Source organism: Pseudomonas gingeri (assembly GCF_013386165.1).
Lineage (GTDB): Bacteria > Pseudomonadota > Gammaproteobacteria > Pseudomonadales > Pseudomonadaceae > Aquipseudomonas > Aquipseudomonas gingeri_C.
The window spans coordinates 1-21,913 of the sequence record NZ_JACAOS010000017.1; the positions used below are offsets into that span (position 1 = coordinate 1).

17 protein-coding genes are annotated in these 21,913 nt (G+C 62.4%); 7 read left to right on the forward strand and 10 right to left on the reverse strand.

Annotated features, from left to right (window positions below):
- Positions 1 to 20 precede the first annotated feature (20 nt).
- The 4 genes from HX866_RS20260 to HX866_RS20275 all read right to left on the reverse strand — a co-directional run bounded on the left by HX866_RS20260 (position 21) and on the right by HX866_RS20275 (position 4,545).
- Positions 21 to 572 carry a hypothetical protein gene (locus tag HX866_RS20260; protein ID WP_177140314.1) on the reverse strand — a complete coding sequence of 184 codons (552 nt, stop codon included), beginning with the start codon at positions 570 to 572 and terminating at the stop codon, positions 21 to 23.
- Positions 573 to 589: 17 nt separating this feature from the next.
- On the reverse strand, positions 590 to 3,052 hold the full coding sequence (locus HX866_RS20265) for a fimbria/pilus outer membrane usher protein (protein WP_177140315.1): 2,463 nt from the start codon (positions 3,050 to 3,052) through the stop codon (positions 590 to 592).
- A gap of 7 nt (positions 3,053 to 3,059) precedes the next feature.
- Positions 3,060 to 3,764 carry a fimbria/pilus chaperone family protein gene (locus HX866_RS20270; RefSeq protein ID WP_177140395.1) on the reverse strand — a complete coding sequence of 235 codons (705 nt, stop codon included), beginning with the start codon at positions 3,762 to 3,764 and terminating at the stop codon, positions 3,060 to 3,062.
- 127 nt (positions 3,765 to 3,891) lie between these two features.
- A complete protein-coding gene (locus tag HX866_RS20275) occupies positions 3,892 to 4,545 on the reverse strand; it encodes a DUF1120 domain-containing protein (protein WP_177101504.1) in 654 nt (217 codons plus the stop codon).
- A 424-nt stretch (positions 4,546 to 4,969) separates the two neighbouring features.
- On the opposite strand from HX866_RS20275, the gene ppx reads away from it, so the two are divergent.
- A complete protein-coding gene (ppx, locus tag HX866_RS20280; RefSeq protein WP_177094119.1) occupies positions 4,970 to 6,472 on the forward strand; it encodes an exopolyphosphatase in 1,503 nt (500 codons plus the stop codon).
- On the opposite strand, the gene ppk1 is transcribed toward ppx, so the two are convergent.
- Entirely contained in the window at positions 6,459 to 8,684 is a 2,226-nt protein-coding gene (ppk1, locus tag HX866_RS20285) for a polyphosphate kinase 1 (RefSeq protein ID WP_177094117.1), read from the reverse strand. The genes ppx and ppk1 overlap by 14 nt on opposite strands.
- A gap of 18 nt (positions 8,685 to 8,702) precedes the next feature.
- Entirely contained in the window at positions 8,703 to 9,716 is a 1,014-nt protein-coding gene (gene hemB / locus HX866_RS20290; RefSeq protein ID WP_177094115.1) for a porphobilinogen synthase, read from the reverse strand.
- A 207-nt stretch (positions 9,717 to 9,923) separates the two neighbouring features.
- On the opposite strand from hemB, the gene HX866_RS20295 reads away from it, so the two are divergent.
- The gene (locus HX866_RS20295; RefSeq protein WP_177094114.1) at positions 9,924 to 10,526 is read left to right on the forward strand and encodes a DedA family protein; all 603 of its coding nucleotides are present in this window, start codon (positions 9,924 to 9,926) and stop codon (positions 10,524 to 10,526) included.
- Here HX866_RS20295 and HX866_RS20300 read toward each other — a convergent pair.
- Both HX866_RS20300 and HX866_RS20305 read right to left on the reverse strand, forming a co-directional pair.
- On the reverse strand, positions 10,504 to 11,745 hold the full coding sequence (locus tag HX866_RS20300; RefSeq protein ID WP_177124300.1) for a sterol desaturase family protein: 1,242 nt from the start codon (positions 11,743 to 11,745) through the stop codon (positions 10,504 to 10,506). The genes HX866_RS20295 and HX866_RS20300 overlap by 23 nt on opposite strands.
- Before the next feature lie 319 nt (positions 11,746 to 12,064).
- Entirely contained in the window at positions 12,065 to 13,963 is a 1,899-nt protein-coding gene (locus HX866_RS20305) for an FTR1 family protein (protein ID WP_177140316.1), read from the reverse strand.
- 278 nt (positions 13,964 to 14,241) lie between these two features.
- Between HX866_RS20305 and HX866_RS20310 the strand changes: the two genes are divergently transcribed.
- The 5 genes from HX866_RS20310 (at position 14,242) to HX866_RS20330 (ending at position 18,928) form a co-directional block, all read left to right on the forward strand.
- Positions 14,242 to 15,576: a COG3014 family protein gene (locus HX866_RS20310; RefSeq protein WP_177140317.1), complete on the forward strand. Its 1,335-nt coding sequence runs from the start codon at positions 14,242 to 14,244 to the stop codon at positions 15,574 to 15,576.
- 180 nt (positions 15,577 to 15,756) lie between these two features.
- Positions 15,757 to 17,154 (forward strand): COG3014 family protein, encoded by a 1,398-nt coding sequence (locus tag HX866_RS20315; RefSeq protein ID WP_177140318.1) that lies wholly within the window; start codon positions 15,757 to 15,759, stop codon positions 17,152 to 17,154.
- A 17-nt stretch (positions 17,155 to 17,171) separates the two neighbouring features.
- Complete coding sequence (locus HX866_RS20320; RefSeq protein WP_177101497.1) at positions 17,172 to 17,549, forward strand: YcfL family protein; 378 nt, start codon at positions 17,172 to 17,174, stop codon at positions 17,547 to 17,549.
- A 41-nt stretch (positions 17,550 to 17,590) separates the two neighbouring features.
- Positions 17,591 to 18,181, forward strand: coding sequence for a penicillin-binding protein activator LpoB (lpoB, locus tag HX866_RS20325; protein WP_177094108.1), 591 nt, complete (start codon positions 17,591 to 17,593; stop codon positions 18,179 to 18,181).
- A gap of 3 nt (positions 18,182 to 18,184) precedes the next feature.
- A complete protein-coding gene (locus tag HX866_RS20330; RefSeq protein WP_177101495.1) occupies positions 18,185 to 18,928 on the forward strand; it encodes a penicillin-binding protein activator LpoB in 744 nt (247 codons plus the stop codon).
- Between the two features lie 138 nt (positions 18,929 to 19,066).
- Here the strand turns inward: HX866_RS20330 and HX866_RS20335 are convergent, their stop codons facing one another.
- Both HX866_RS20335 and HX866_RS20340 read right to left on the reverse strand, forming a co-directional pair.
- Positions 19,067 to 19,699 (reverse strand): LysE family transporter, encoded by a 633-nt coding sequence (locus HX866_RS20335; protein WP_177094103.1) that lies wholly within the window; start codon positions 19,697 to 19,699, stop codon positions 19,067 to 19,069.
- Positions 19,700 to 19,987: 288 nt separating this feature from the next.
- The gene (locus HX866_RS20340; protein ID WP_177094101.1) at positions 19,988 to 21,898 is read right to left on the reverse strand and encodes an ATP-binding cassette domain-containing protein; all 1,911 of its coding nucleotides are present in this window, start codon (positions 21,896 to 21,898) and stop codon (positions 19,988 to 19,990) included.
- Positions 21,899 to 21,913 lie beyond the last annotated feature (15 nt).

Genomic DNA, 21,913 nt, shown 5'->3' on the forward strand with positions numbered 1-21,913 from the left:
GCTTGCCAGCGATGAGGCCCTTATTCCACCGGCAGCAGCTCGAAACGGCCGCGACCTTCGACCCATGTCTCGTCGTGCACCCGGGTCGCACTCACCGGCAGGTGCGTGTCGACCTCGACCTGCGCCGAGAAAAACCGACCTTTGACTGGCCGGTCCCCAGCCAGCACCACCAGGCTCTGACCCGGCGCCATCAAGCGGCTGGCCGCAGCCTCGGTCGAGTGTTGCGCCGTGGCCAGGGTCACCGGTTTGCCATCGAGCACGGCGTGACTCAGGCCCACGGTGAAACGCCCCTGGCGATCGAAACGAAAGGCCTGCGCCCCCGCTGCCGCCGCCTCGAACCGCAGCACCATCGAGGTCGGCCAGGGGCAGGCAATGTTCAAGCTCAGCCGCCGGGTGCCGAGGAACAGGTCCGGCTGTCCTGGCGCCAGCGCCAAGCCTCCCGGGTGCAACGCCCCCAGTTCGATCTGCGACTGGCTCAGCGACAGCGTGCAGTCATTGGCCTCGGTCTGGACCGACAACAGGACAAGCGCGACGCAACAACACTGTAAAACCACGCGGACATGAGCGTTCATGGAAACCATCCCCAGGGTTAACTCGCCCGGCAAACCGCCGTGGCCGTTTCATAAAGCCGGTCACTGTCCAGGGTCTCGGACAACTCGACCGGCAACGTGCAGGCGCTGTGATCCGCCAACCTGATGGTGAATCGCTGGCCAGTCTCGACATTGCTCAGGAACACCATGCCGTCACCGACCACCGTGGTCAGGAAGTCCTCGTCATCACTGAACACCGAAGCGCCCTGAGGCAACGGCGTGGCGTTTTCGTCGGTGACCTTGAGCAGTAGCCGTCGCACCTTCACCACGCTGAAATCCACCCGATTGAATGAGCCGCGTCCGGCCTCCAGGCTTTTTGTCCCATTGCGCAGGTCGACCCGCCGCGGCAACGAGCGGGTGTCGACCTCCAGTTGGCTGTTGCGGTAGGCCGGCAGACCGGCGACCACCGCCTGCCCGCTGAAGTCGGTCCAGACCGGCCCCTGGGGCGTGGCGATCCGCGCTCCGGAAAGATCGCCCACCGAGACCACGCCAAAGGTCTCCTGGATCGCGTAGGGCGAGAACGTCAGGCCACCCTCGTGCAACGCGAGGCCTCCGGACAGCTGTCCGCTGTAGCTGCTGCTGGCGTCATTGCGGGTCACCCCCAGGCCGAGCTGGGTGTAACGTGGCATCAGGTCCAGCTGGCCCCGGGCAATCTGCCGGTCGCCCTTGAGATCCTGCTCCAACCCCAGGTTGTAACTGACCACTTCACTGACCCGTTCGCGGTAGTCGCCGCCGATATCGAGGCGCTCGCCGCGACGATTGAGGTAGCTGCTGATCCGCCGGTCGCCGCCCAGCGGAACGCTGACTCCCAGGCGTATCCCCAGGCCTGAGTCGATGGCATCGCGGTCGCCGCTCGAACCGATGTCGGACTCCACGCTCAGGCTCAGGCTGGCGTAGCGATAGCTCTGGTTCCACGAGCCGTGCAGACGCCGGGACAAGCGTCCGTCGAACATCAGGCTGCGTGAGTAACCCAGGCTGAAACCGCCGAGCTGCCGGTCCGCCCAGCCGAGCCCGGCGGTGTACTGGTGTTTGAAGCGTGAAGCGGAATCGTCCCTCAGGCCCACTTCGCCGACCTGTAGCAGATCACGATAACCGTCAGTGCGCAGGGTCGCGCTGAGGTCCAGGTCGACGCCCGCCGCCAGGGGACTGTTCAACGACAGGCTGTTCTGGCTCCCCGTCAGCGAGTGCCGAGTGTCATGGGACAGGCTGTTGCGCAGGCCGACGCCGACCTGCTGCCAAAGGCGGCCATCGAGCGCCCAAGCGCTGGCGCGATAATCATCGCTGCCCAGCAGCCCGGCGCTGAATGACGCGGCCTGGCCCAGCCCCCAGGTGCCGCTGCCAGTGGCGAGCAACGGCGGTTCTTCGCGACGCTCGGCGCTGCTGCGCACCCGCCCCAGGGCAAGGAAGTAACCAGGCTGAACCGAAGCGGTCCCGGGGAAAGAAGCGGCGGGCACGACAAAACGGCGCTCGCTGCCGGATTGGCTGATGACCCTGACCTCCAGGTCGCTGGTGCCGTTGAGCAGCGGCAAACCGCCCAGACTGAAAGGCCCCTGCGGTACCAGGCTGGTGTAGATCAACGCACCGGACTGGCGAACCTCGACCCGCGAAGCATCGAAGGCCACACCCTCGACCAGCACACCATGCCCGACCTGCCCCCGCTGCGCACCATCAGGCATCAACTGCACGCCGGAAAGCTGGACCCCGGCGAACACCGGACCGGCACTGTTGATCTGACCGGCCTGGAAGGTCGTCTGCCAAGGCCGGAAATCTCGCTGCGCATAGGCATACAGATGCTCGGTCTGCTCCTGCCCGTCATTGGAGACGTGCAACTGGCGGCTGCGGACAATCCAGTCGCCGGCATTGAACCCGGCCTCGGTCGTTGCCGAAAAGAAGCGCCCGCCGCCCAGGCGTGAGCGTGTGTCGAAACCCAGCACATCGTAGTTGAGCAGTCCGGCCGTGCCGCCACGGGCGTAGACGCCGCTGTCGAGGGCCGCTCCACGCAGGGCCCGGGTCGGCACCAGCAGGGAGACCTCCTCGCTGTTGGGGCGCAAGCTGACCTGGGTCTGCGGGTACTCGCGCAGAAAGTCGTGACAGCTTTCCTCATCGGCCTCCGCGCCGGCGTCGGGCCTCTGCAAGCCGGCTTTGTCCAGCAACCCGGAGGTAAAGCACAGCTCACCGTCCTGATCGAAACGCAGCATTGCCAGCCCCAGGAGATTACCGTTGAGTTCCAGCGTCACCCGCTGCGGGCCTTCGCGAAAGCGCGGCGCCGAGCGGAAATAATCGGCCACCTGCGGATCGAGGCCGCGCCCGGAGAGCACCGACAGATCAAACTCCGTCTCAGCCCCTTCATCCTTTTTCTCGGCGGCGAGCGGCTCGCCGAACCCCAGCAAAACGGCGACACCGAGGGCCTTTGCCAGCCCTGATGCGCTGGCGAACCTGGCTGGCGGTCTTGGGTTTCTCATGGAGGCGTCACAGCGCCTCGAACAGAATGGGCGCTTCATGACGGGCAACGGCAAAACCATAGACGGTCGCGGGCTGCAGGGTGACCGAGGTGGCAGCCGGTTGCGTCGCGTCTGTTTCGACGCTCAGCGCCTCCCCCGGCAGGACATAGCCGCGACTCAACATCACGTTGACCTTGTGCGGATTGAGCTCCAGCTCCGGCGACAGGCGAACCACATAGGGACTGTTATTGCGCACCACCAGCCGGGATTTCTCCAGGTGCCAGGTCAGCTCCTTCCAGGGCGCCGGATGCCGGGCCAACCCCTTGGGATGCAAGATCAACGGCAGGTTCTGCCGCAGACTGATGCCGACGGTGGCGCCGGTCCCGGTCTTGCGTTGGGGAATGCCCTCGAAAGTGACGCGCTTCAAACGTTGGGTCTTGAGTGGCTGGTCATTGGCGCTCAGAAACCGCACCAGTTGCGTCTCACCGGCATCAACCCGGGTCACGGGGGGCGTGATCACCACCAGCGATTCAAGATCCTCGGGAATGGACTCAATGGCCGAATGCAGCAACGCCGGACCGCCGTCGGTGTTCTTGATCTGGATACTGGCTTCGCCCTCGTCTTCATAGAGGATGACCACCGTGGTTTCCGGTTGCATGCCGTCGGCACGGGCGACACTCCAGAACACCCCCAGAAGAAATAACAACACAGCGGCAGACAATGATCCGAACATCGATATAAGGGGTACAACCTTCAAGCGATACGCTCCTTGCGAATGAACTTTTATTATTCGGCACACATAGAAAGAACGCCGGCACATGTTCATGCGCCGACGATGTTGTTACTGACATCAATACACGTCAGAGATAACGCAGTTCCAGCGTGGCCAGGCCATCCAGATAGATATCCTGGGTCACATCCAACTCGGAAACCCTGTTGATCACGGCTTTAACTTCCAAAGTACCGCTGACCCGTTGTACCGACGCCGGATGAGTGGCGGTGAAGCCGCTCCAGGACAGGATGTTCTGGTACTGGCCCAAGGCACCGTTACCCCGATTCCAGTTCAAACCGTTATTGGTCGAGACAATGGTGTTGACCAGCGGAAAGTCGGCCACGGAATCTTTCACGCTCAGGGCGTAACCGCCGATCCGCCTGCCATCCACCGTGGTCCCCAGGCCATAGTTGTACACATCGCTATAGTCCGGGCCGAGAGCCGACTGCAGGATTCCCGGGACCTTGCTGCTGGAGCGGTTGTCGAGCGCCTTCACCCCCACCCGGGTGCCGCCGTCGCAATTGACCGTATACGGTACGCCCCTCGGCTGCAGAGCCGTGTAGGCGTTGAGGCCCAGATCAGCGGCACGGATTTTCCCGAAATCGACCACCCCACCATTGTGCAGGCTCAACGTGCAACTGGACGGAACGATGGTGCCCTTCACCAGTAAATCCGCCGCGTTGGCATTAACTCCCAGTACGGCCAACAGAGCACCGAGCGTCCATCCGGATAGCAACTTCATTTTCCTACTCCCTATTATTAAGTGTGAGCAGATGCTGGTTATTCAGGACTGCGGAATTTAATCCCGGTTCATACCCGAAACAGAGTCAGCACTTAAGCCGCTCGACGGCAGTCCGATAAATAATTAACACCCCGGCATCATCGCCGGCCGCTAGTTTCCTCGCTGACACCTGACAAGAAAACCGGAAGGGGGCACGCTCGGGGTGCGACGGATAAACAAACACTGCCAACTTTAATAAATATCGCTGTCATCACAATTCATGACACAGGTCATCAATGTGAAATATTTATGTAGGAAAATTGAAGCAATGATTTTCCAGCCCCCTCGCTGCAAGCCCCAGGCCTGAGGCTCCCAGGCGTCCTACGTTGGCGTCGGCGCCTGATCGTGGCACGATGGCGAGGTTATCGACCGAGATCCTTCAACCATGCCGCATTCCCAAGCCAAGAATCTGTCCCTGATCGCTGCCATCGACCTGGGCTCCAACAGCTTCCATATGGTCGTGGCCAAGGCCCAGAACGGAGAGATCCGGATTCTCGAGCGCCTCGGCGAGAAGGTTCAGCTGGCGGCCGGTATCGACGAGGACCGTCAGCTCACCGAAGAATCCATGCAGCGCGGGCTCGATTGCCTGAAGCGCTTTGCCCAATTGATCAACGGCATGCCCCTGGGCGCCGTGCGCATCGTCGGCACCAACGCCCTGCGCGAAGCCCGCAACCGGGGCGAATTCATCCGCCGCGCCGAAGAAATCCTCGGCCACCCGGTGGAAGTCATTTCCGGCCGTGAAGAAGCCCGCCTGATCTACCTCGGCGTGTCCCACACCCTCGCCGACACCCCGGGCAAGCGCCTGGTGGCCGACATCGGCGGCGGCAGTACCGAATTCATCATCGGCCAGCGCTTCGAGCCGCTGCTGCGCGAAAGCCTGCAAATGGGCTGCGTCAGCTACACCCAGCGCTATTTCCGCGACGGCAAGATCACTCCGGCCCGCTACGCCCAGGCGTACACTGCGGCGCGCCTGGAAATCATGAGCATCGAGCACGCGTTGCACCGCCTGACCTGGGATGAGGCCATCGGCTCCTCCGGCACCATCCGCGCCATCGGCCTGGCCCTCAAGGCCGGCGGCCAGGGCAGCGGCGAGGTCAATGCCGAAGGGCTGGCCTGGCTCAAGCGCAAACTGTTCAAGCTCGGCGATGCCGAGAAAATCGATTTCGAAGGGATCAAGCCCGACCGCCGCGCGATCTTCCCGGCCGGCCTGTCGATTCTCGAAGCCATCTTCGACGCCCTCGACCTGCAACGCATGGACCACTGCGACGGCGCCCTGCGCGAAGGCGTGCTCTATGACCTGCTGGGTCGCCATCACCACGAAGACGTGCGCGAACGGACCCTCAGCTCGCTGATGGAGCGTTACCACGTCGACCTGGAACAGGCGGCACGGGTCGAGCGCAAGGCACTGCATGCCTTCGATCAAGTGGCGGATGCCTGGGAACTGGCGGATGGGGTCTGGCGTGAACTGCTGGGCTGGGCCGCCAAGGTCCATGAAGTGGGCCTGGACATCGCCCACTACCAGTACCACAAGCACGGCGCCTACCTGATCGAGCACTCGGACCTGGCCGGCTTCTCCCGGGAAGACCAGCAAATGCTCGCCCTGCTGGTGCGCGGGCACCGGCGTAATATTCCCAAGGACAAGTTTGCCGAATTCGGTGATGAAGGCATCAAGCTGATTCGCCTGTGCGTGCTGCTGCGCTTCGCGATCCTGTTCCATCACATCCGTGGCACCCAGGAAATGCCGCAGGTCACCTTGCGTGCCGACGGCGATAGCCTGGATGTGGTGTTTCCCAAGGACTGGCTGGAGCAGAACCAGCTGACTCAGGCCGACTTCGCGCTGGAAGCGGAGTGGCTGACCCGAGTCAGTATTACCCTCAACGTACGCTGAGGACCGGGTTGCTCAGGCGATCGAGCAGGATCGCCTGGGCACTGCGCGGGTTCTGGTTGCCGGTCGGCGTGTTGCGGATATAACGACCGTCCGACTGCAGGCTCCAGCTGTGGGTGTTATCGGTGAGATAACTCTCCAGCTCTTTCTTGACCCGCAGGATCAGCTTCTTGCCCTCTACCGGGAAGCAGGTCTCGACGCGCTTGTCGAGGTTGCGCTCCATCCAGTCGGCACTGGACAGGAACATCTGCTCCTCGCCACCGTTGAGGAAGTAGAACACCCGGGTGTGCTCCAGGAAGCGGCCGATGATCGAACGCACGTGGATATTGTGCGAAACCCCGGCGATGCCCGGACGCAGGCAGCACATGCCGCGCACCACCAGATCGATACGCACGCCGCACTGGCTGGCCTTGTACAAGGCGCGGATGATCTTCGGATCGGTCAGCGAGTTGAACTTGGCAATGATGTGCGCCGGCTTGCCGTCGATGGCGAACTGGGTCTCCCGGGCAATCATGTCGAGCATGCCCTTCTTCAGGGTGAACGGCGCGTGCAGCAACTTCTTCATGCGCAAGGTCTTGCCCATGCCGATCAACTGGCTGAACAGTTTGCCGACGTCTTCGCACAGGGCGTCGTCGGAGGTCAGCAGGCTGTAGTCGGTATACAGGCGAGCGTTACCGGCGTGGTAGTTACCCGTGCCGAGGTGCGCGTAACGGACGATCTCGCCCGCCTCGCGACGCAGGATCAGCATCATCTTGGCGTGGGTCTTGAAGCCGACCACGCCGTAGATCACCACCGCACCGGCCGCTTGCAGGCGGCTGGCCAGTTGCAGGTTGGACTCTTCGTCGAAGCGCGCCCGCAGTTCGATCACCGCGGTGACTTCCTTGCCGTTGCGCGCCGCGTCCACCAGGGCGTCGACGATTTCCGAGTTGGCCCCGCTGCGGTACAGGGTCTGGCGTACCGCCAGGACGTGCGGGTCCTTGGCCGCCTGGCGCAGCAGGTCGACCACCGGGGTGAAGGATTCGAACGGGTGCAGCAAGAGGATGTCCTGCTTGCTGATCACGCTGAAAATATTCTCGCTGTTCTGCAGCAGTTTCGGGATCTGCGGGGTGAACGGCGTGTATTGCAGCTCCGGATGACTGTCCAGGCCGGTGATGCTGAACAGCCGCGTCAGGTTCACCGGACCGTTGACCTGATACAACTCGGTCTCGTTCAGGTTGAACTGCTTGAGCAGGTAGTCCGACAGGTGTTTCGGGCAGGTATCGGCCACTTCCAGGCGCACCGCATCACCGTAGCGACGGGAGAACAACTCGCCGCGCAGGGCGCGGGCCAGGTCTTCGACGTCTTCGGAGTCCAGCGCCAGGTCGGCGTTACGGGTCAGGCGGAACTGGTAGCAGCCCTTGACCTTCATGCCCTGGAACAGGTCGTCGGCGTGCGCGTGGATCATCGACGACAGGAATACATAGTTATCGCCAGGCCCACCCACGTCTTCGGGTACCTTGATGATCCTCGGCAGCAGACGCGGTGCCGGGATGATCGCCAGGCCCGAATCGCGACCAAAGGCGTCGATACCTTCGAGCTCGACGATAAAGTTCAGGCTCTTGTTCACCAGCAAGGGGAACGGGTGCGTCGGATCGAGGCCGATGGGGGTGATGATCGGCGCGATCTCGTCGCGGAAGTAACGACGGACCCAGGTCTTCAGCTTGGTGGTCCAGTAGCGGCGGCGGATAAAGCGCACCTGGTGCTTTTCCAGCTCCGGCAACAGGATGTCGTTGAGGATCGCGTACTGGCGATCGACATGCCCGTGCACCAGCTCACTGATGCGCGCCAGGGCCTGGTGCGGCTGCAAGCCGTCGGCGCCGGCCTGCTCGCGGGCAAAGGTGATCTGCTTCTTCAGCCCGGCCACGCGAATTTCGAAGAACTCATCCAGGTTACTGGAGAAGATCAGCAGGAACTTGAGTCGCTCCAGCAGCGGATAGGACTCGTCCAGCGCCTGCTCCAGCACGCGGATGTTGAACTGCAACTGCGACAGCTCACGGTGGATGTACAGGCTGCTGTCATCCAGGCCGGGAATCGCCACCGCCGACGCCGACGCCACCACTGGCGGCGCTTCGGCAACCACCGGCACGGGTTCCAGCTCCGGCGGGGTTTCGGTGATCTGCTCGACCACCGGTTGGGCGTCTATTACTTCAACTTCGCTGAGTCCTTCGGTATTCATCGAGTGTTCCTGTGAGGGCTATTTCTGCTCTCGTAGCAGTTGAGCGGCGCGGGCGGCAAAGTAGGTCAGAATGCCATCGGCACCAGCCCGTTTAAAAGCGGTCAACGATTCAAGAATAACGCCTTCGCCCAGCCAGCCATTCTGGATAGCCGCCATGTGCATGGCGTACTCCCCACTGACTTGATAGACAAAGGTTGGCACCTTGAATTCATCCTTGACCCGAAAAAGGATATCCAGATACGGCATGCCCGGCTTGACCATGACCATGTCGGCGCCTTCGGCCAGGTCCGCGGCCACTTCGTGCAGGGCTTCGTGGCTGTTGGCCGGGTCCATCTGGTAGGAGGCCTTGTTCGCCTTGCCCAGGTTCAGCGCGGAGCCGACGGCATCGCGGAAAGGACCATAGTAGGCGCTGGCGTACTTGGCGGAATAGGCCATGATCCGCACATTGACGTGATCGGCCAGTTCCAGGGCTTCGCGGATCGCCTGGATGCGTCCGTCCATCATGTCGGACGGTGCGACCACCTGGGCGCCGGCCTCGGCATGGGACAGGGCCTGCTTGACCAGGGCATCGACGGTAATGTCGTTCTGTACATAGCCGTGTTCGTCGAGGATACCGTCCTGCCCGTGGGTGGTGAACGGGTCCAGGGCGACGTCGGTAATCACCCCCAGCTCCGGGAAACGCGCACGCAGGGCGCGGGTGGCGCGCTGGGCAATGCCTTGCGGGTTCCAGGCTTCGCTGGCATCCAGCGACTTGAGTTCGGGCGGTGTCACCGGGAACAACGCCAATGCCGGAATCCCCAGCTCGACCCATTTCGCCGCTTCTTCGAGCAACAGGTCGATGGTCAGGCGTTCAACCCCCGGCATCGAGGCCACGGCTTCGCGGCGATTCTCACCGTCCAGCACAAACACCGGCAGGATCAGATCATCAACCGTCAGAACATTCTCACGAACCAGACGACGAGAAAAATCATCACGGCGATTGCGGCGCAGGCGGGTGGCTGGAAACAAGCGATTGGCGGGGGTAAAGCTCACGGCAGACTCCTGAGCCCGCAAAAGCGGGCGAGCATGGCAGTTATAAGCGGCCATTATGACGAAGGAATTACAGTTGTGCTTACTCCTGCGACCTGCCGCCGCAGTCGCTGCTCTTGTAGGAAATGTTAACGTGGAGACACATTTCGACACTTTCCTCTCTGTCCTCGAAGGGTTAGGCTGCGCGTTCATTTCGCCAGCATCCAGACAATGCTCCAACAATTTCTGCAGGATTTCGGCTACTTCGCCTTGTTTCTCGGCACGTTCTTCGAAGGCGAGACCATTCTGGTACTGGCCGGCTTCCTCGCGTTCCGCGGATACATGGACATCAACCTGGTGGTTATCGTGGCGTTCTTCGGCAGCTATGCCGGTGACCAGCTGTGGTATTTCCTGGGGCGCAAGCATGGCCGAAAACTCCTGGCCCGCAAGCCGCGCTGGCAATTGATGGGTGACCGGGCGCTGGAGCATATCCGCCGCCATCCGGATATCTGGGTGCTGACCTTCCGCTTCGTCTACGGCTTGCGCACGGTGATGCCGGTGGCCATCGGCCTGTCGGGTTATCCGCCGGGCCGCTACCTGTTGCTCAACGGGATTGGTGCCGCCATCTGGGCCGCGGCCCTGGCCGCGGCGGCCTATCACTTCGGGGCGATCCTCGAAGGGATGCTCGGCAGCGTGAAGAAATACGAGTTGTGGGTGCTTGGCGGCCTGCTGCTGGCCGGCCTGCTCCTGTGGAGCTGGCGGCGCATCCGCAGCGCGCGCCTGGCTCGGGCCGAGGCCCGCCAGGCGGAAACTACGAACCGGCCAGGCGAATGACCCGCGGCTTGCTGCAGTAGTAAAGACCGATCACGCTCAACAGGCTGTAGCTGAGCACGCCGACCCAAGCCAACGGGCTGGCCGGCCACAGCCCGACCAGCGGCGCCCACCAGACCAGCGGCAGGTTGAACGCCAGGCGCACGATCTCCAGGCGCAACGCCCAAGGGCGATTCTCCAGCGCCGCGCCGAGCACGAACAGGCCCAGTATCAGGGTGCCGGCGCCCAGCAGCAGCGCCGCCAGCGGCAAATGCTCGCCGAAGTTCATCAGATAACTGCCCAAACCGACATAGACCGCGAACTGCAGGGCCAGGTAGATCTGCTGGCGAACCTCCAGGTGCACCTCGAATTTGCGGAACTGGCTCAGATCAGGCTTGTTCAGCGGGTATTTCGCCGCGACATCGGCCGGGCGCCAGCCGGTGCGCATAAACCAGATCCGCAGCTTGTCCCAATAGCTTTGCGTGCGCCGGGCGTCGGACCATAACTGCGCATAGAACTGCAGGTTGGCCCACAACGGGTTCCAGCTGGCGAGCGGTGTGGTCACGCCGAAGATCACCGGTTCACGCTCGTCCTCTTCCTGGAAAGTGCCGAACAGCCGATCCCAGAGGATAAACACCCCGCCGTAGTTGCGATCCATGTAGAGCGCGTTCTGCGCATGGTGCGCCCGATGGTTGGACGGCGTGACAAAAAACCACTCGTACCAACCCAGCTTGGGCACGTGCCGGGTGTGCACCCAGAACTGATACAGGAGGTTCAGCGAGGCCACGCTGATAAACACCACCAGCGGCACGCCGAGCACGGCCAGCGGCAGGTAGAAGATCCAGCTCAGGAGAAACCCGGTGCTGGTCTGGCGCAGGGCGGTGCTGAGGTTGTAGTCCTCGCTCTGGTGATGCACCGAGTGCGCGGCCCAGAGAATATTGCGCTCGTGCCCCATGCGGTGCAGCCAGTAGTAGCAGAAGTCGTAGGCGACAAAGGCGAACACCCAGACCCAGGGCTTTTGCGCGGAGAGTTCGAACAGCGCCAGGTGCTGGAGCGCAAAGGCGTAGGTGAGTATACCGACGCCCTTGGTGATCAGCCCGGTGGTGGTCGACAGCACGCCGGTGCTCATGCTGTTGATGGCATCCGCCATGCGATAGTTGCGCACGCCACGCCAGCGATCGGCGAGCAGCTCGATGACGATCAAGGCAATGAAAAACGGTACCGCGTAAGGCACGAAGTCCATGGGGCCAACCTTCCAGAGTCGATCTGTAAAGATTAGGGGCTATGGCGAAAAAATCCGCTGACCATGAATGCCAAAGCCGTAGACATTTAACGCCAGAAACCAGCAAAGGTCGAAACGCGATTACTGTAGGAGCCGGCTTGCCGGCGATGGGGCCCTTGAGTCTGGCGGCGTTCTGACTGACGCCATCGCCGGCAAGCCAGCTCCCACAGTCTTTCGGCGTACACAAAATCTGTGGTCGGCCCGGACCCTGTGAACAGAATCAATCAGTTGCACCGAACCATAGAATCTCCCACATGGGTTCGGCGTCTCACCACAAAAGTCAGGCCGTCTGAACCCGACGCTTCTCCGCCAACCGGCTGCGGCCGTACAGCACGCCAATCGCCAGCAATGCCAGCGCCTGGGCACCCAGCGAGTAGGCGTCGGCATGAATCCCCAGCCAGTCGAACTCGAAGAACGCCACCGGCCGCGTGCCGAAGATCCCGGCCTCCTGCAACGCCTTGACTCCGTGTCCGGCAAACACCACGGACAATGCGCACAGCAACCCGGCGTTGATCCCGAAGAACAGCGCCAGCGGCAGCTTCGCCGAACCGCGCAGGATCACCCAGGCCAGGCCGATCAGCAGCACCAACGCGGTGGCGGCCCCCGCCAGCACGGCGTTGTGTCCTGCAGGACCTGCCTGCAACCAGAGGGTTTCATAAAACAGGATCACTTCGAACAGTTCGCGGTACACCGAGAAAAACGCCAGCAGGGCGAAACCAAAACGCCCGCCGCCACTGACCAGGCTGCTCTTGATGTAGTCCTGCCAGGCCGCCGCATGCCGGCGGTCATGCATCCAGACGCCGAGCCAGAGCACCATGACGCTGGCGAACAGCGCCGTGAAGCCCTCCAGCAGTTCACGCTGGGCACCGCTGACGTCGATCAGATAAGCCGCCGCCGCCCAGGTCAGCAACCCGGCGACCAGCGCCAGGCCCCAGCCGACATGCACGCTGCGCACCGCCGACTGCTGGCCGGTGTTGCGCAGGAAAGCCAACACCGCGGCCAGGACCAGGATCGCCTCAAGACCTTCGCGCAGCAGGATCAGCAGCCCGGAGATAAAGCTCAGCGATTGGCTCAGGCCATCGTTGCCGAGCAAGTCAGCCGACTCCTTGAGCTTGCCCTTGGCAACATCCAGACGCTGCTCGACCTGCTCCATCGGCAAGCCATCCTGCAACGACTGCCGATAGGCCATCAGCGACTTCTCGGTGTCCTTGCGCACCGTGGCATTGACGTTATCCAGGGAGCTTTCCACCAGCTCGAAGCCTTCCAGGTAGGCCGCCACGGACAAGTCATAGGCTTGCTCATGCTCACCGGCACGGTAGGCGGCGAGGCTCTTGTCCAGGGTCGTCGCGGTGTAGTCGAGCAATTGCCCCGGACCGCGCTTGACCTGTGGCGGCTGGGCCCGCTGGGCACGGAAGGTGACGGCGGCGGCCGGGCCTTCGGCGGCCTGCACTTCAGCCGGCGTCGAGCGGGCCAGGTCGGCCAGGTTATAGGTTTTCCCACCATTGGCAGCGACCGGGGCAGCACTGAAACCGGCGATGTAGGTCGCCAGGTCCCAACGCTGACGCTCATCCAACTGGTCGGCAAAGGCCGGCATATCGGTGCCTTCGACGCCCAGGCCGAGGGTGGTGTAGATCGCGTAGAGGCTCAGTCGATCCAGCCGCGCGGCATCGCGCAGGTTGGCGGGCGGCGGTGTCAGGCCGACACCGGCCGGACCGTCCCCGGCCCCCGCGTCGCCATGGCACACCGAGCAGTGCTGGGCATAGAGCGGCGCCCCACGGCTCGGGTCGGGGGTAATGATCGGTGCCTGGCTGACCTCATAGGCCACGGCCAACTTCGCCCCCAATTGCCGGGCCTGGCGGGCAACGCTTTCGCCCTCCTCCCGAGCCGTCACGGCCGCCTGCAAAGCCTCGATGCCCTGCACCAGCCCGGCCTGTTCCGGCTTGGCCGGCAAGGCGGCGACCAGTCCTTGCAGGACCTTGATAAATTCCAGTTGTTCGCGGTATTCGGAGTCGTCGACCACCTGGCCGGCCTGCACCGTGGGCGGGTAATCGGCGCCGATATAGTCCAGCAGATGCAGGGCCTGGGGTGCGCCCTCCACCGTTTCAGCCAACAGGTTGAAGCTGCAAAGAGCGAACAGCGGCAGCATCAGCCACGCCAGGAAACGAGAGGGAACAGTCATGAAAAAGCCTAAATCCAGATGCGAAGTCACACATTGTTCCTTCTCAAAGCACGTGGCTCAACCCTGATCGGCCTTAATCCCCAATGTTTTGATCACGATCAGCCATCGTGATCCCAGCCAGAACGCGATCTCAACAACCGGTAGCAGTGTGGTTTTTCAGTGATGGCGATGTAATATCCACCACCGTTATCGTCGGCAAGCCAGCTCCCACGCCCAGCGTGCATCAGATACCTCGCGTCAGCGCTCATCACCCCAGGTAAGACAAGGAACGCCACACCATGCCCTCGCGCCGTTTACTCACACTCCTCTCCTGTGCGTTGCTCCTGAACGGTTGCGGACTGCTGCACGACTACGACCGGGAACTCCAGGCCACCAACGAGCAGTTGATCGCGGGCAACGTCAATGGCGCGCTGCAGTTGCTGGAACTGCACAACCCCTGGGACGACAAGGAACTGCTCTATTACCTGGAAAAAGGCGAACTGCTGCGGGTCAATGGCGACCTGCCCCGCAGCCAGGACGCCTGGCGCTCGGCGGACCAGATGATCTTCAAGTTCGAAGAGGGGACGCAGTACAGCGCCTTCCTGAAGAGCCTGGGGGTCGGCTTCGGCGTCGTCGGTGATTCGCTGCGCCGCTACGAAGGTTATGACTACGAGAAAGTCATGCTCACCACGCAAATGGCCCTTAACGAGCTGGCCCTGGGCGACTTCGACGGCGCCCGCGTCGATATCAAGAAAACCCACGAACGCGAAGCCCTGATCGCCGAACAGCGCGACAAGCAATATCTGGCCATCGAAGAAAAGGCCAAGGCCAGCGGTATCAAGTTGCGCTACCAGGACCTGCAAGGCTATCCGGTGACGACCCTCAACTCACCGCAAGTCATTGCCCTGAAAAACGGCTACCAGAGTGCGTTCAGTCATTACCTGGCCGGCTTTGTCTATGAAGCCCTGGGCGAGCGTGACCTGGCCGCACCGGGTTATCGCCAGGCCATCGAGTTGCTGCCCAATACGCCGCTGCTGGAAAAGGCCCTGTCCAACCTCGGCAAGCCGCCGCAAGCTTCCAGCGACAGCGACGTACTGATCGTCATCCAGACCGGCCTGGCACCCGCACTCCAGTCGCTGCCGATACCGATCCTGGTGCAGACCGAAGACGGCCAACGGATCACCGTCAACCTGCCGATTCCGGTGCTGGTAGCCGACACCTCGACGCCGCCCCTGAAACAGTTCCGCGTAGACGGCAAAGCCCAGTCGCCGACACAGCTCAACAACATTACCGACATGTCATTTCGTACCCTGCACGACGATATGCCGGTCATTATCAGTTCCACCCTGGCCTACGCCCGCGTCAATGCCGAAATTCAGGCCAAGGAGAACAAGCGCAAGCCGGACAAAGCCTCGTCGGTCTATCAGGGATTCATGGGGCGGTCCGATACCCGGACCTGGCGGACCCTCGCGGACAATACCCTGGTCATGCGCCTGCGCCTCAAGCCCGGCGTACACCAGATGCAACTGGGTCAGTCGGCGGGTTTGACGCCGTTGAGCTTCAAGATCGACCGGCCCTTCCAGGTGATCAGCCTGCGGGTCATCGGCAACCGGATCTTCGTCCTGCCCGGATGACGCTAAAAAGCCATTACATAGCCAATAGCCACAGTTATACTGGCGCGCCTTCGTTATCGCGATATGGCATTAAAGCTCCTCGATTTATGAGGAATTGGCAGGGTAGCCGCTTTCCCTCTCAATGGGTCCATCTCAGTCCGACCAGCACGCTTGGCTGATTTTTTCATCAGGGAAGATTACATGGCATCCCGTGCCCTCCTCTCGTTTGCCCTCGGCGCCGCGACCTTGCTGTCCGGCTGTTCGATCATGCGCAGCTACGACACCGAACTGGCGCAAACCAATCAGCAACTGGCCTCGGGCAATGTTGACGGCGCGCTGACCCTGCTGGAAAAGAACAACAGCGACGCGGACAAGGACCTGCTGTATTTCTTCGAAAAAGGCGAGTTGCTGCAGGCCAAGGGCGATCTGGCCGGCAGCCAGAAAGCCTGGGGCAGCGCCGACCAGATGGTCGGTCAATGGGAAGACGCGGTGAAACTGGACAGCGCCAAGTACCTCGCCCAGTTCGGCAGCTTCCTGGTCAACGACAAGGTCCGTCGCTACGAAGGCTACGACTACGAAAAAGTCATGCTGACCACCCAGATGGCGCTGAACCAGCTGGCCCTGAACGACTTCGACGGCGCCCGCGTCGCGATCAAGAAAACCCATGAACGCGAAGCGGTGATCGCCGACCTGCGTGACAAGCAGTACCTCAAGAGTGAAAACGAGGCCGACCAGCAGGGCATCAAGACCCAGTACAAGGATCTCCAGGGTTATCCGGTGGCCAGCCTCGACGCCCCGGACGTGGTCGGTCTGAAGAACAGCTACCAGAGCGCGTTCAGCCACTACCTGGCCGGTTTCGTCTACGAAGCCATCGGCGAGAAAGATCTCGCCGCCCCCGGTTATCGCCAGGCCGTCGAACTGCGCCCGAACACACCGCTGCTGGAGCAGGCGCTGGTCAATCTCGACAAGCCTGCCGGCAAGGATGACGACGGCGACATCCTGATTGTCGTGCAGAGCGGCCTGGCGCCGTCGCGCTCCTCCATCAGCATTCCGCTGCCGTTGCCGATCGACCACAACCTGGTCATCACTCCGTTGTCGTTCCCGATCATCCAGGCCGACACCTCGACGGCCACCTTCGCCCAGATCGGCGTGGACGGCCAGCCGCAGAACCTGACCCTGCTCAACAGCACCAACGCCATGTCCCGCCGCGCCCTGCGCGACGACATGCCGGGGATCATCCTACGCACCAGCGTGCGGGCCATCAGCCGTGGCGCGGCGCAGGCCAAGCTGAACAAGACCAATCCCCTGGCCGGTCTGGCCGTCGGCATCACTTCCGCGGTCCTCGAAGGCGCCGATACCCGCACCTGGCGAACCTTGCCGGACACCACCCAGGTGGTACGCCTGCGCCTGAAAAAGGGTGAACACCAGGTCACCCTGCCGAATGCCCTGGGCGGTTCCCGCGTAGCGTTCACGGTTGACCGTCGCTATCAGGTCATCAGCCTGCGTGCCGTGGGCAACCAGGTGTTCACCAGCGGCGTAGCCACCCAACGGATGGCGGATAGCGGGCCGACCGCCATCGCCAGTGTCAAACAACCTTGAAGAACGGAGTCTCGTGCATGCGTTTCAAACTGATTGCTGCCGTCGCCCTGGCCCTCCTGGCCGGGTGCGTCACCCCGCCGCCGCCACCACCGGCTCCCGGTAGCGCGGCGAGCAAGATCGTCGCCATGGGCCCAATGGAAAACATCGAGGTTGGCGCCATCCGCGTCGCCCGGGAAAACGGTTTCCTCACCGTCAAGGTGCAGCTGAGCAACACCCGCACCAAGAACAAGATGATGTATTACCGTTTCTCCTGGCTGGGCAACGACGGCTTCCCGGTGAGCGACGACGAAGTCTGGAAAACCCTGAACCTGTATGGCGCCCAGAGCACCTTCCTGCAGGCGATTGCGCCGACGCCCAAGGCCACCGATTTCCGCCTTGAAGTCAAAACCCCCTGAGTCGACGCCCCCTCTCGCGTCCTTTTGAAGAGAATCAGCCCATGTTTGCACGCCTGTCCCTCCTTGCCGCCTTCGCCCTGCTGGCCAGCGGCTGCGCCAACAACACTTCGCCCGTGCTGGGCGGCGGAAACATCAGCTACGGCGACACCAAGGCCGTGGAACTGGTGACCAACGAGTTCGGTTCCACCGACCTGCAGATGATCGCCGAATCCATGACCCGCTCCCTGGCCCAGTCCGGCATCCTGCAAGGGCGTCCGGTGGTGCAGGTCTATGACGTGAAGAACAAGACCAGCGAGTACATCGATACCCGCGACATCACCAACTCGATCAAGACCCAGTTGATGAAGACCGGCACCGCCCGCTTCGCCAGCGACAACACCGAGATGCAAAGCCAGGTCGACCAGCTGAAGTTGCAGAACCAGAGCGGCCTGTACAAGAAAAGCACCGTCAGCAAGACCGGCAACATGATCGCTGCCAAGTACCGCCTGGAAGGTTCGATCAGCTCGATCGTCAAGCGCAGCAGCGACTACAAGGACGTGTTCTACAAGTTCAGCCTGCAACTGATCGACGTCGAAAGCGGCCTGGCCGAATGGATGGACGAAAAAGAGATCCGCAAAACCACGGAGCGTTAAACAATGCGTGCATGGATTGGCATGATCGGCCTGGTCTGCGCCTTCGGCGTCCAGGCCGCGCCCAAGGTGGCGGTGGCGGACCTGGCGTACCAGGCGCAGGTGGAGCAGTACATCCACAATATCTCGGCGCGGGATAACCACCAGGAGAGTTACTACGGCGCCAGTGGTTCGTCGAGCTACGACGAGTACGAAAGCCGCAGCAGCTACATCGAGCAAGGCGAACTGCGCCGATTCACCGGCGATATCAAGGGCGAGATCCTGCGCAGCGGGATGTTCCAGCTGGTCCAGGGCACGCCCTATACCGCCAGTTCCAAGGGTGATGTCTACGACGTCATCAAGCGGATCAAGGGTGGCAGCTTCAAGGGTGCCGATTTCGTGCTGTTCGGCACCGTGTCGGACATCGACTTCACCCAGGACATCAACGAGCTGGCCAACACCAACAGCTACTCTGCGGTGCTGGGGCTGACCCTGGTGGGCGATTTCAGCCTGATCAACACCCGCACCTACGAGATCACCTCGGCGTTCACCGCCATGGGTGAGGGCCAGGACACCAAGCTGATCAACAGCCGGGATGTCCACGTGTCGCTGAACCGTCCGCGGGTGGTGCGTGATGTGTCCAAGGCATTGGGCGAGGATGTGGCGCGGCAGTTGAGCCTGCAATTGGGCGGGCCGGACATGGGGCCGGGTTCGGCGCCACCATTGCGCAACAACCTGCCGCCGGATGAAGCGCCACGGATTCTGAACTGATCCGGGACCGCGTTATCGTTCATCGCGAGCAAGCTCGCTCCTACAATGGTTCGCGCTGACCTGAGTTTTTGTACACGACGCGGACAACGGTAGGCGCCGGCTTGCCGGCGATGGCGTCCGCTCAGACAACCCTGACCTTCAGGTGGTCGCCTTGTGCAAGGTCGCCAGAAACCCCGCAGCCCCCACGAACAAACCGGCAAAGGTGCGGTTCATCCGACGTTGCTGCTTGGGCGTGCGCAACAGGCGCAGGACCTTGGACGCCAGGCCCGTGTAACCGGCCATGACGACCATATCGACAGCGATCATGGTCACGCCGAGGATCAGGTACTGATGCACCAGCGGTGCTTGGGGATCGATGAACTGCGGCAGCACGGCCAGCATGAACACCAGGGCCTTGGGGTTGCTGACGTTCACCAGGAAACCACGGAACATCAAGGTCAACGGCTTGCCGACCGGGCGAATCGTCGATTCTTCAGCCATGTTGCTGGGCAACGCACGCCATTGCTTGACCGCGAGGTACACCAGGTAGATCACGCCGAACCACTTGATGGCATAGAAGGCCGAGGAAGACGTCGCCAGGATCGCCCCGACGCCCGCGGCAATCACCGCGATCTGCGCCGCCAGGCCCAGTTGCAGGCCCAGGGCATTCCAGTAGCCACGCAGGAAACCGTATTGCAGGCCGCTGGACATCGAGGCGATGGCGCCGGCACCTGGGGATAGGCTGATGACCCAGCACGCGGCAAAAAAGGCCAGCCATGTCTCAAGCAGCATCACGCACCTCGGATAAGAGTTGTAACAAACCTCTAAGCTAATCCGTGGGCGTGAAATTGACTATCGTTTTTTGTCGGGCGCGCGCGCCGCTGACAAACACCAGCCGCCGATCCGGTTAACCTTTGTGGCGAGCGGGCTTGCCCGCGTTGGAGCGCGAAGCGCTCCTAAAACCAGAGAACGCGCTGTATCAGATACACCAAGGTGACCGGTTTCAGGGCCGCTTCGCAGCCCAGCGCGGGCAAGCCCGCTCGCCACAAATCTTGCCCAGGCTTGAGCCCGGCGGCGCAATCAGGACAACGCTTCCAGCTCCGCCTGCATGCTTTCGAGCAATTCCAAAGCTTCCATCCACGCTTCTTCGAGCTGGGACTCGCGCACTTTCAACTTGGCCTGTTCAGCCAACAGATCACGCAACTCGTCCTTGCGAGCGGCTTCGTAAACGGCGCTGTCACCGAGGCTGGCTTCAATCTTCGCCAGCTTTTCGTGCAGCTTGCCCAACTCGGCCTCAAGCTTGTCGGCTTCGCGCTTGTGCGGGGCCAGTTGCTGGCGCAACGCGGCAGCCTGCTGACGCTGGGCCTTCTTGTCGGTCTTGTCGGCATTCACCGGCGTATTGCTCACCGGCGCATTGCGCTGGCGATACTCCACCAGCCAGCGGGCGTAGTCTTCCAGATCGCCGTCGAACTCTTCGACCTTGCCGTCAGCCACCAGGTAGAAATTATCAGTGGTGCTCTTGAGCAGATGACGGTCGTGGGAGACCACCAGCACCGCACCACTGAACTCCTGCAAGGCCATGGTCAACGCCAGGCGCATTTCCAGGTCCAGGTGGTTGGTCGGTTCGTCGAGCAGCAACAGGTTCGGCCGCTCCCAGGCGATCAAGGCCAGCGCCAGGCGCGCCTTCTCGCCACCGGAGAAGTTCAGCACCGGCTCGTCGATGCGCGCGCCACGGAAGTCGAAACCACCCAGGAAGTCGCGCAAGGTCTGCTCGCGCTCGGTCGGCGCCAGACGCTGCAGGTGCAACAACGGGCTGGCCTTGGAGTCCAGCGAGTCGAGCTGATGTTGGGCAAAGTAGCCGACCACGGTGTTTTCACCGCGGGTCATCCGCCCCGCCAGCGGCGACAGCTCGCCCGCGAGGTTCTTGATCAGGGTCGATTTACCTGCGCCGTTGGGGCCGAGCAAACCGATCCGGGCACCCGGGGTCAGTTGCAGCTTGACCTTCTCGAGGATGGTCTTGTCGCCATAACCCAGCCGCGCGTCGGACAGATCCAGCAGGGGGCTGGAGATCTTCTGCGATTCGCGGAACACAAAGTCGAACGGCGAATCGACATGGGCGGCAGACAGCTCCTCCATCCGCTCCAGGGCCTTGATCCGGCTCTGGGCCTGGCGGGCCTTGGTGGCCTGGGCCTTGAAGCGGGCGATGTAGCTTTCCATGTGCGCACGCTGCGCCTGCTGCTTCTCGTAGGCCTGTTGCTGCTGGGCCAGACGCTCGGCACGAGCGCGCTCGAACGCCGTGTAGCCACCGCGATAGAGGGTGATCTTGCGCTGGTCGACATGGGCCACGTGATCGACCACTTCATCGAGGAAGTCACGGTCGTGGGAGATCAGCAGCAAGGTACCGGGGTAACTCTTGAGCCAGTCCTCCAGCCAGATGATCGCGTCGAGGTCCAAGTGGTTGGTCGGTTCGTCGAGCAACAACAGGTCCGACGGGCACATCAGGGCCTGCGCCAGGTTCAGGCGCATCCGCCAGCCACCGGAGAAAGCCGAGACCTGATGGTCCATCTGGTCGTTGGTGAAGCCCAGGCCCGCCAGCAGCTTGCGCGCGCGGGCATCGGCGGTGTAACCGTCGGCGCTGTCGAGTTCCGAGTGCAGGCGCGCCTGGGCGGCGCCGTCATGGGCCGCTTCGGCCGCCGCGAGGTCGTGTTGCACCTGGCGCAGGCGCACGTCACCGTCGAGCACGTAGTCGACCGCCAGGCGTTCGAGGGTATCGACCTCCTGGCGCATGTGGGCGATACGCCAATCGGCCGGCAGGAAGCAGTCACCCGAGTCGGGGTGCAGCTCGCCCCGCAGCAGGGCGAACAGGCTGGATTTGCCGGCGCCGTTGGCACCGATCAGGCCGGCTTTATGGCCGGCGTGCAGGGTCAGCTCGGCGTCTTCTAGCAGACGTTGCGGGCCACGCTGTAAAGTCAGGTTCTGAAGTCGAATCATAATGGCGGCGGAGTC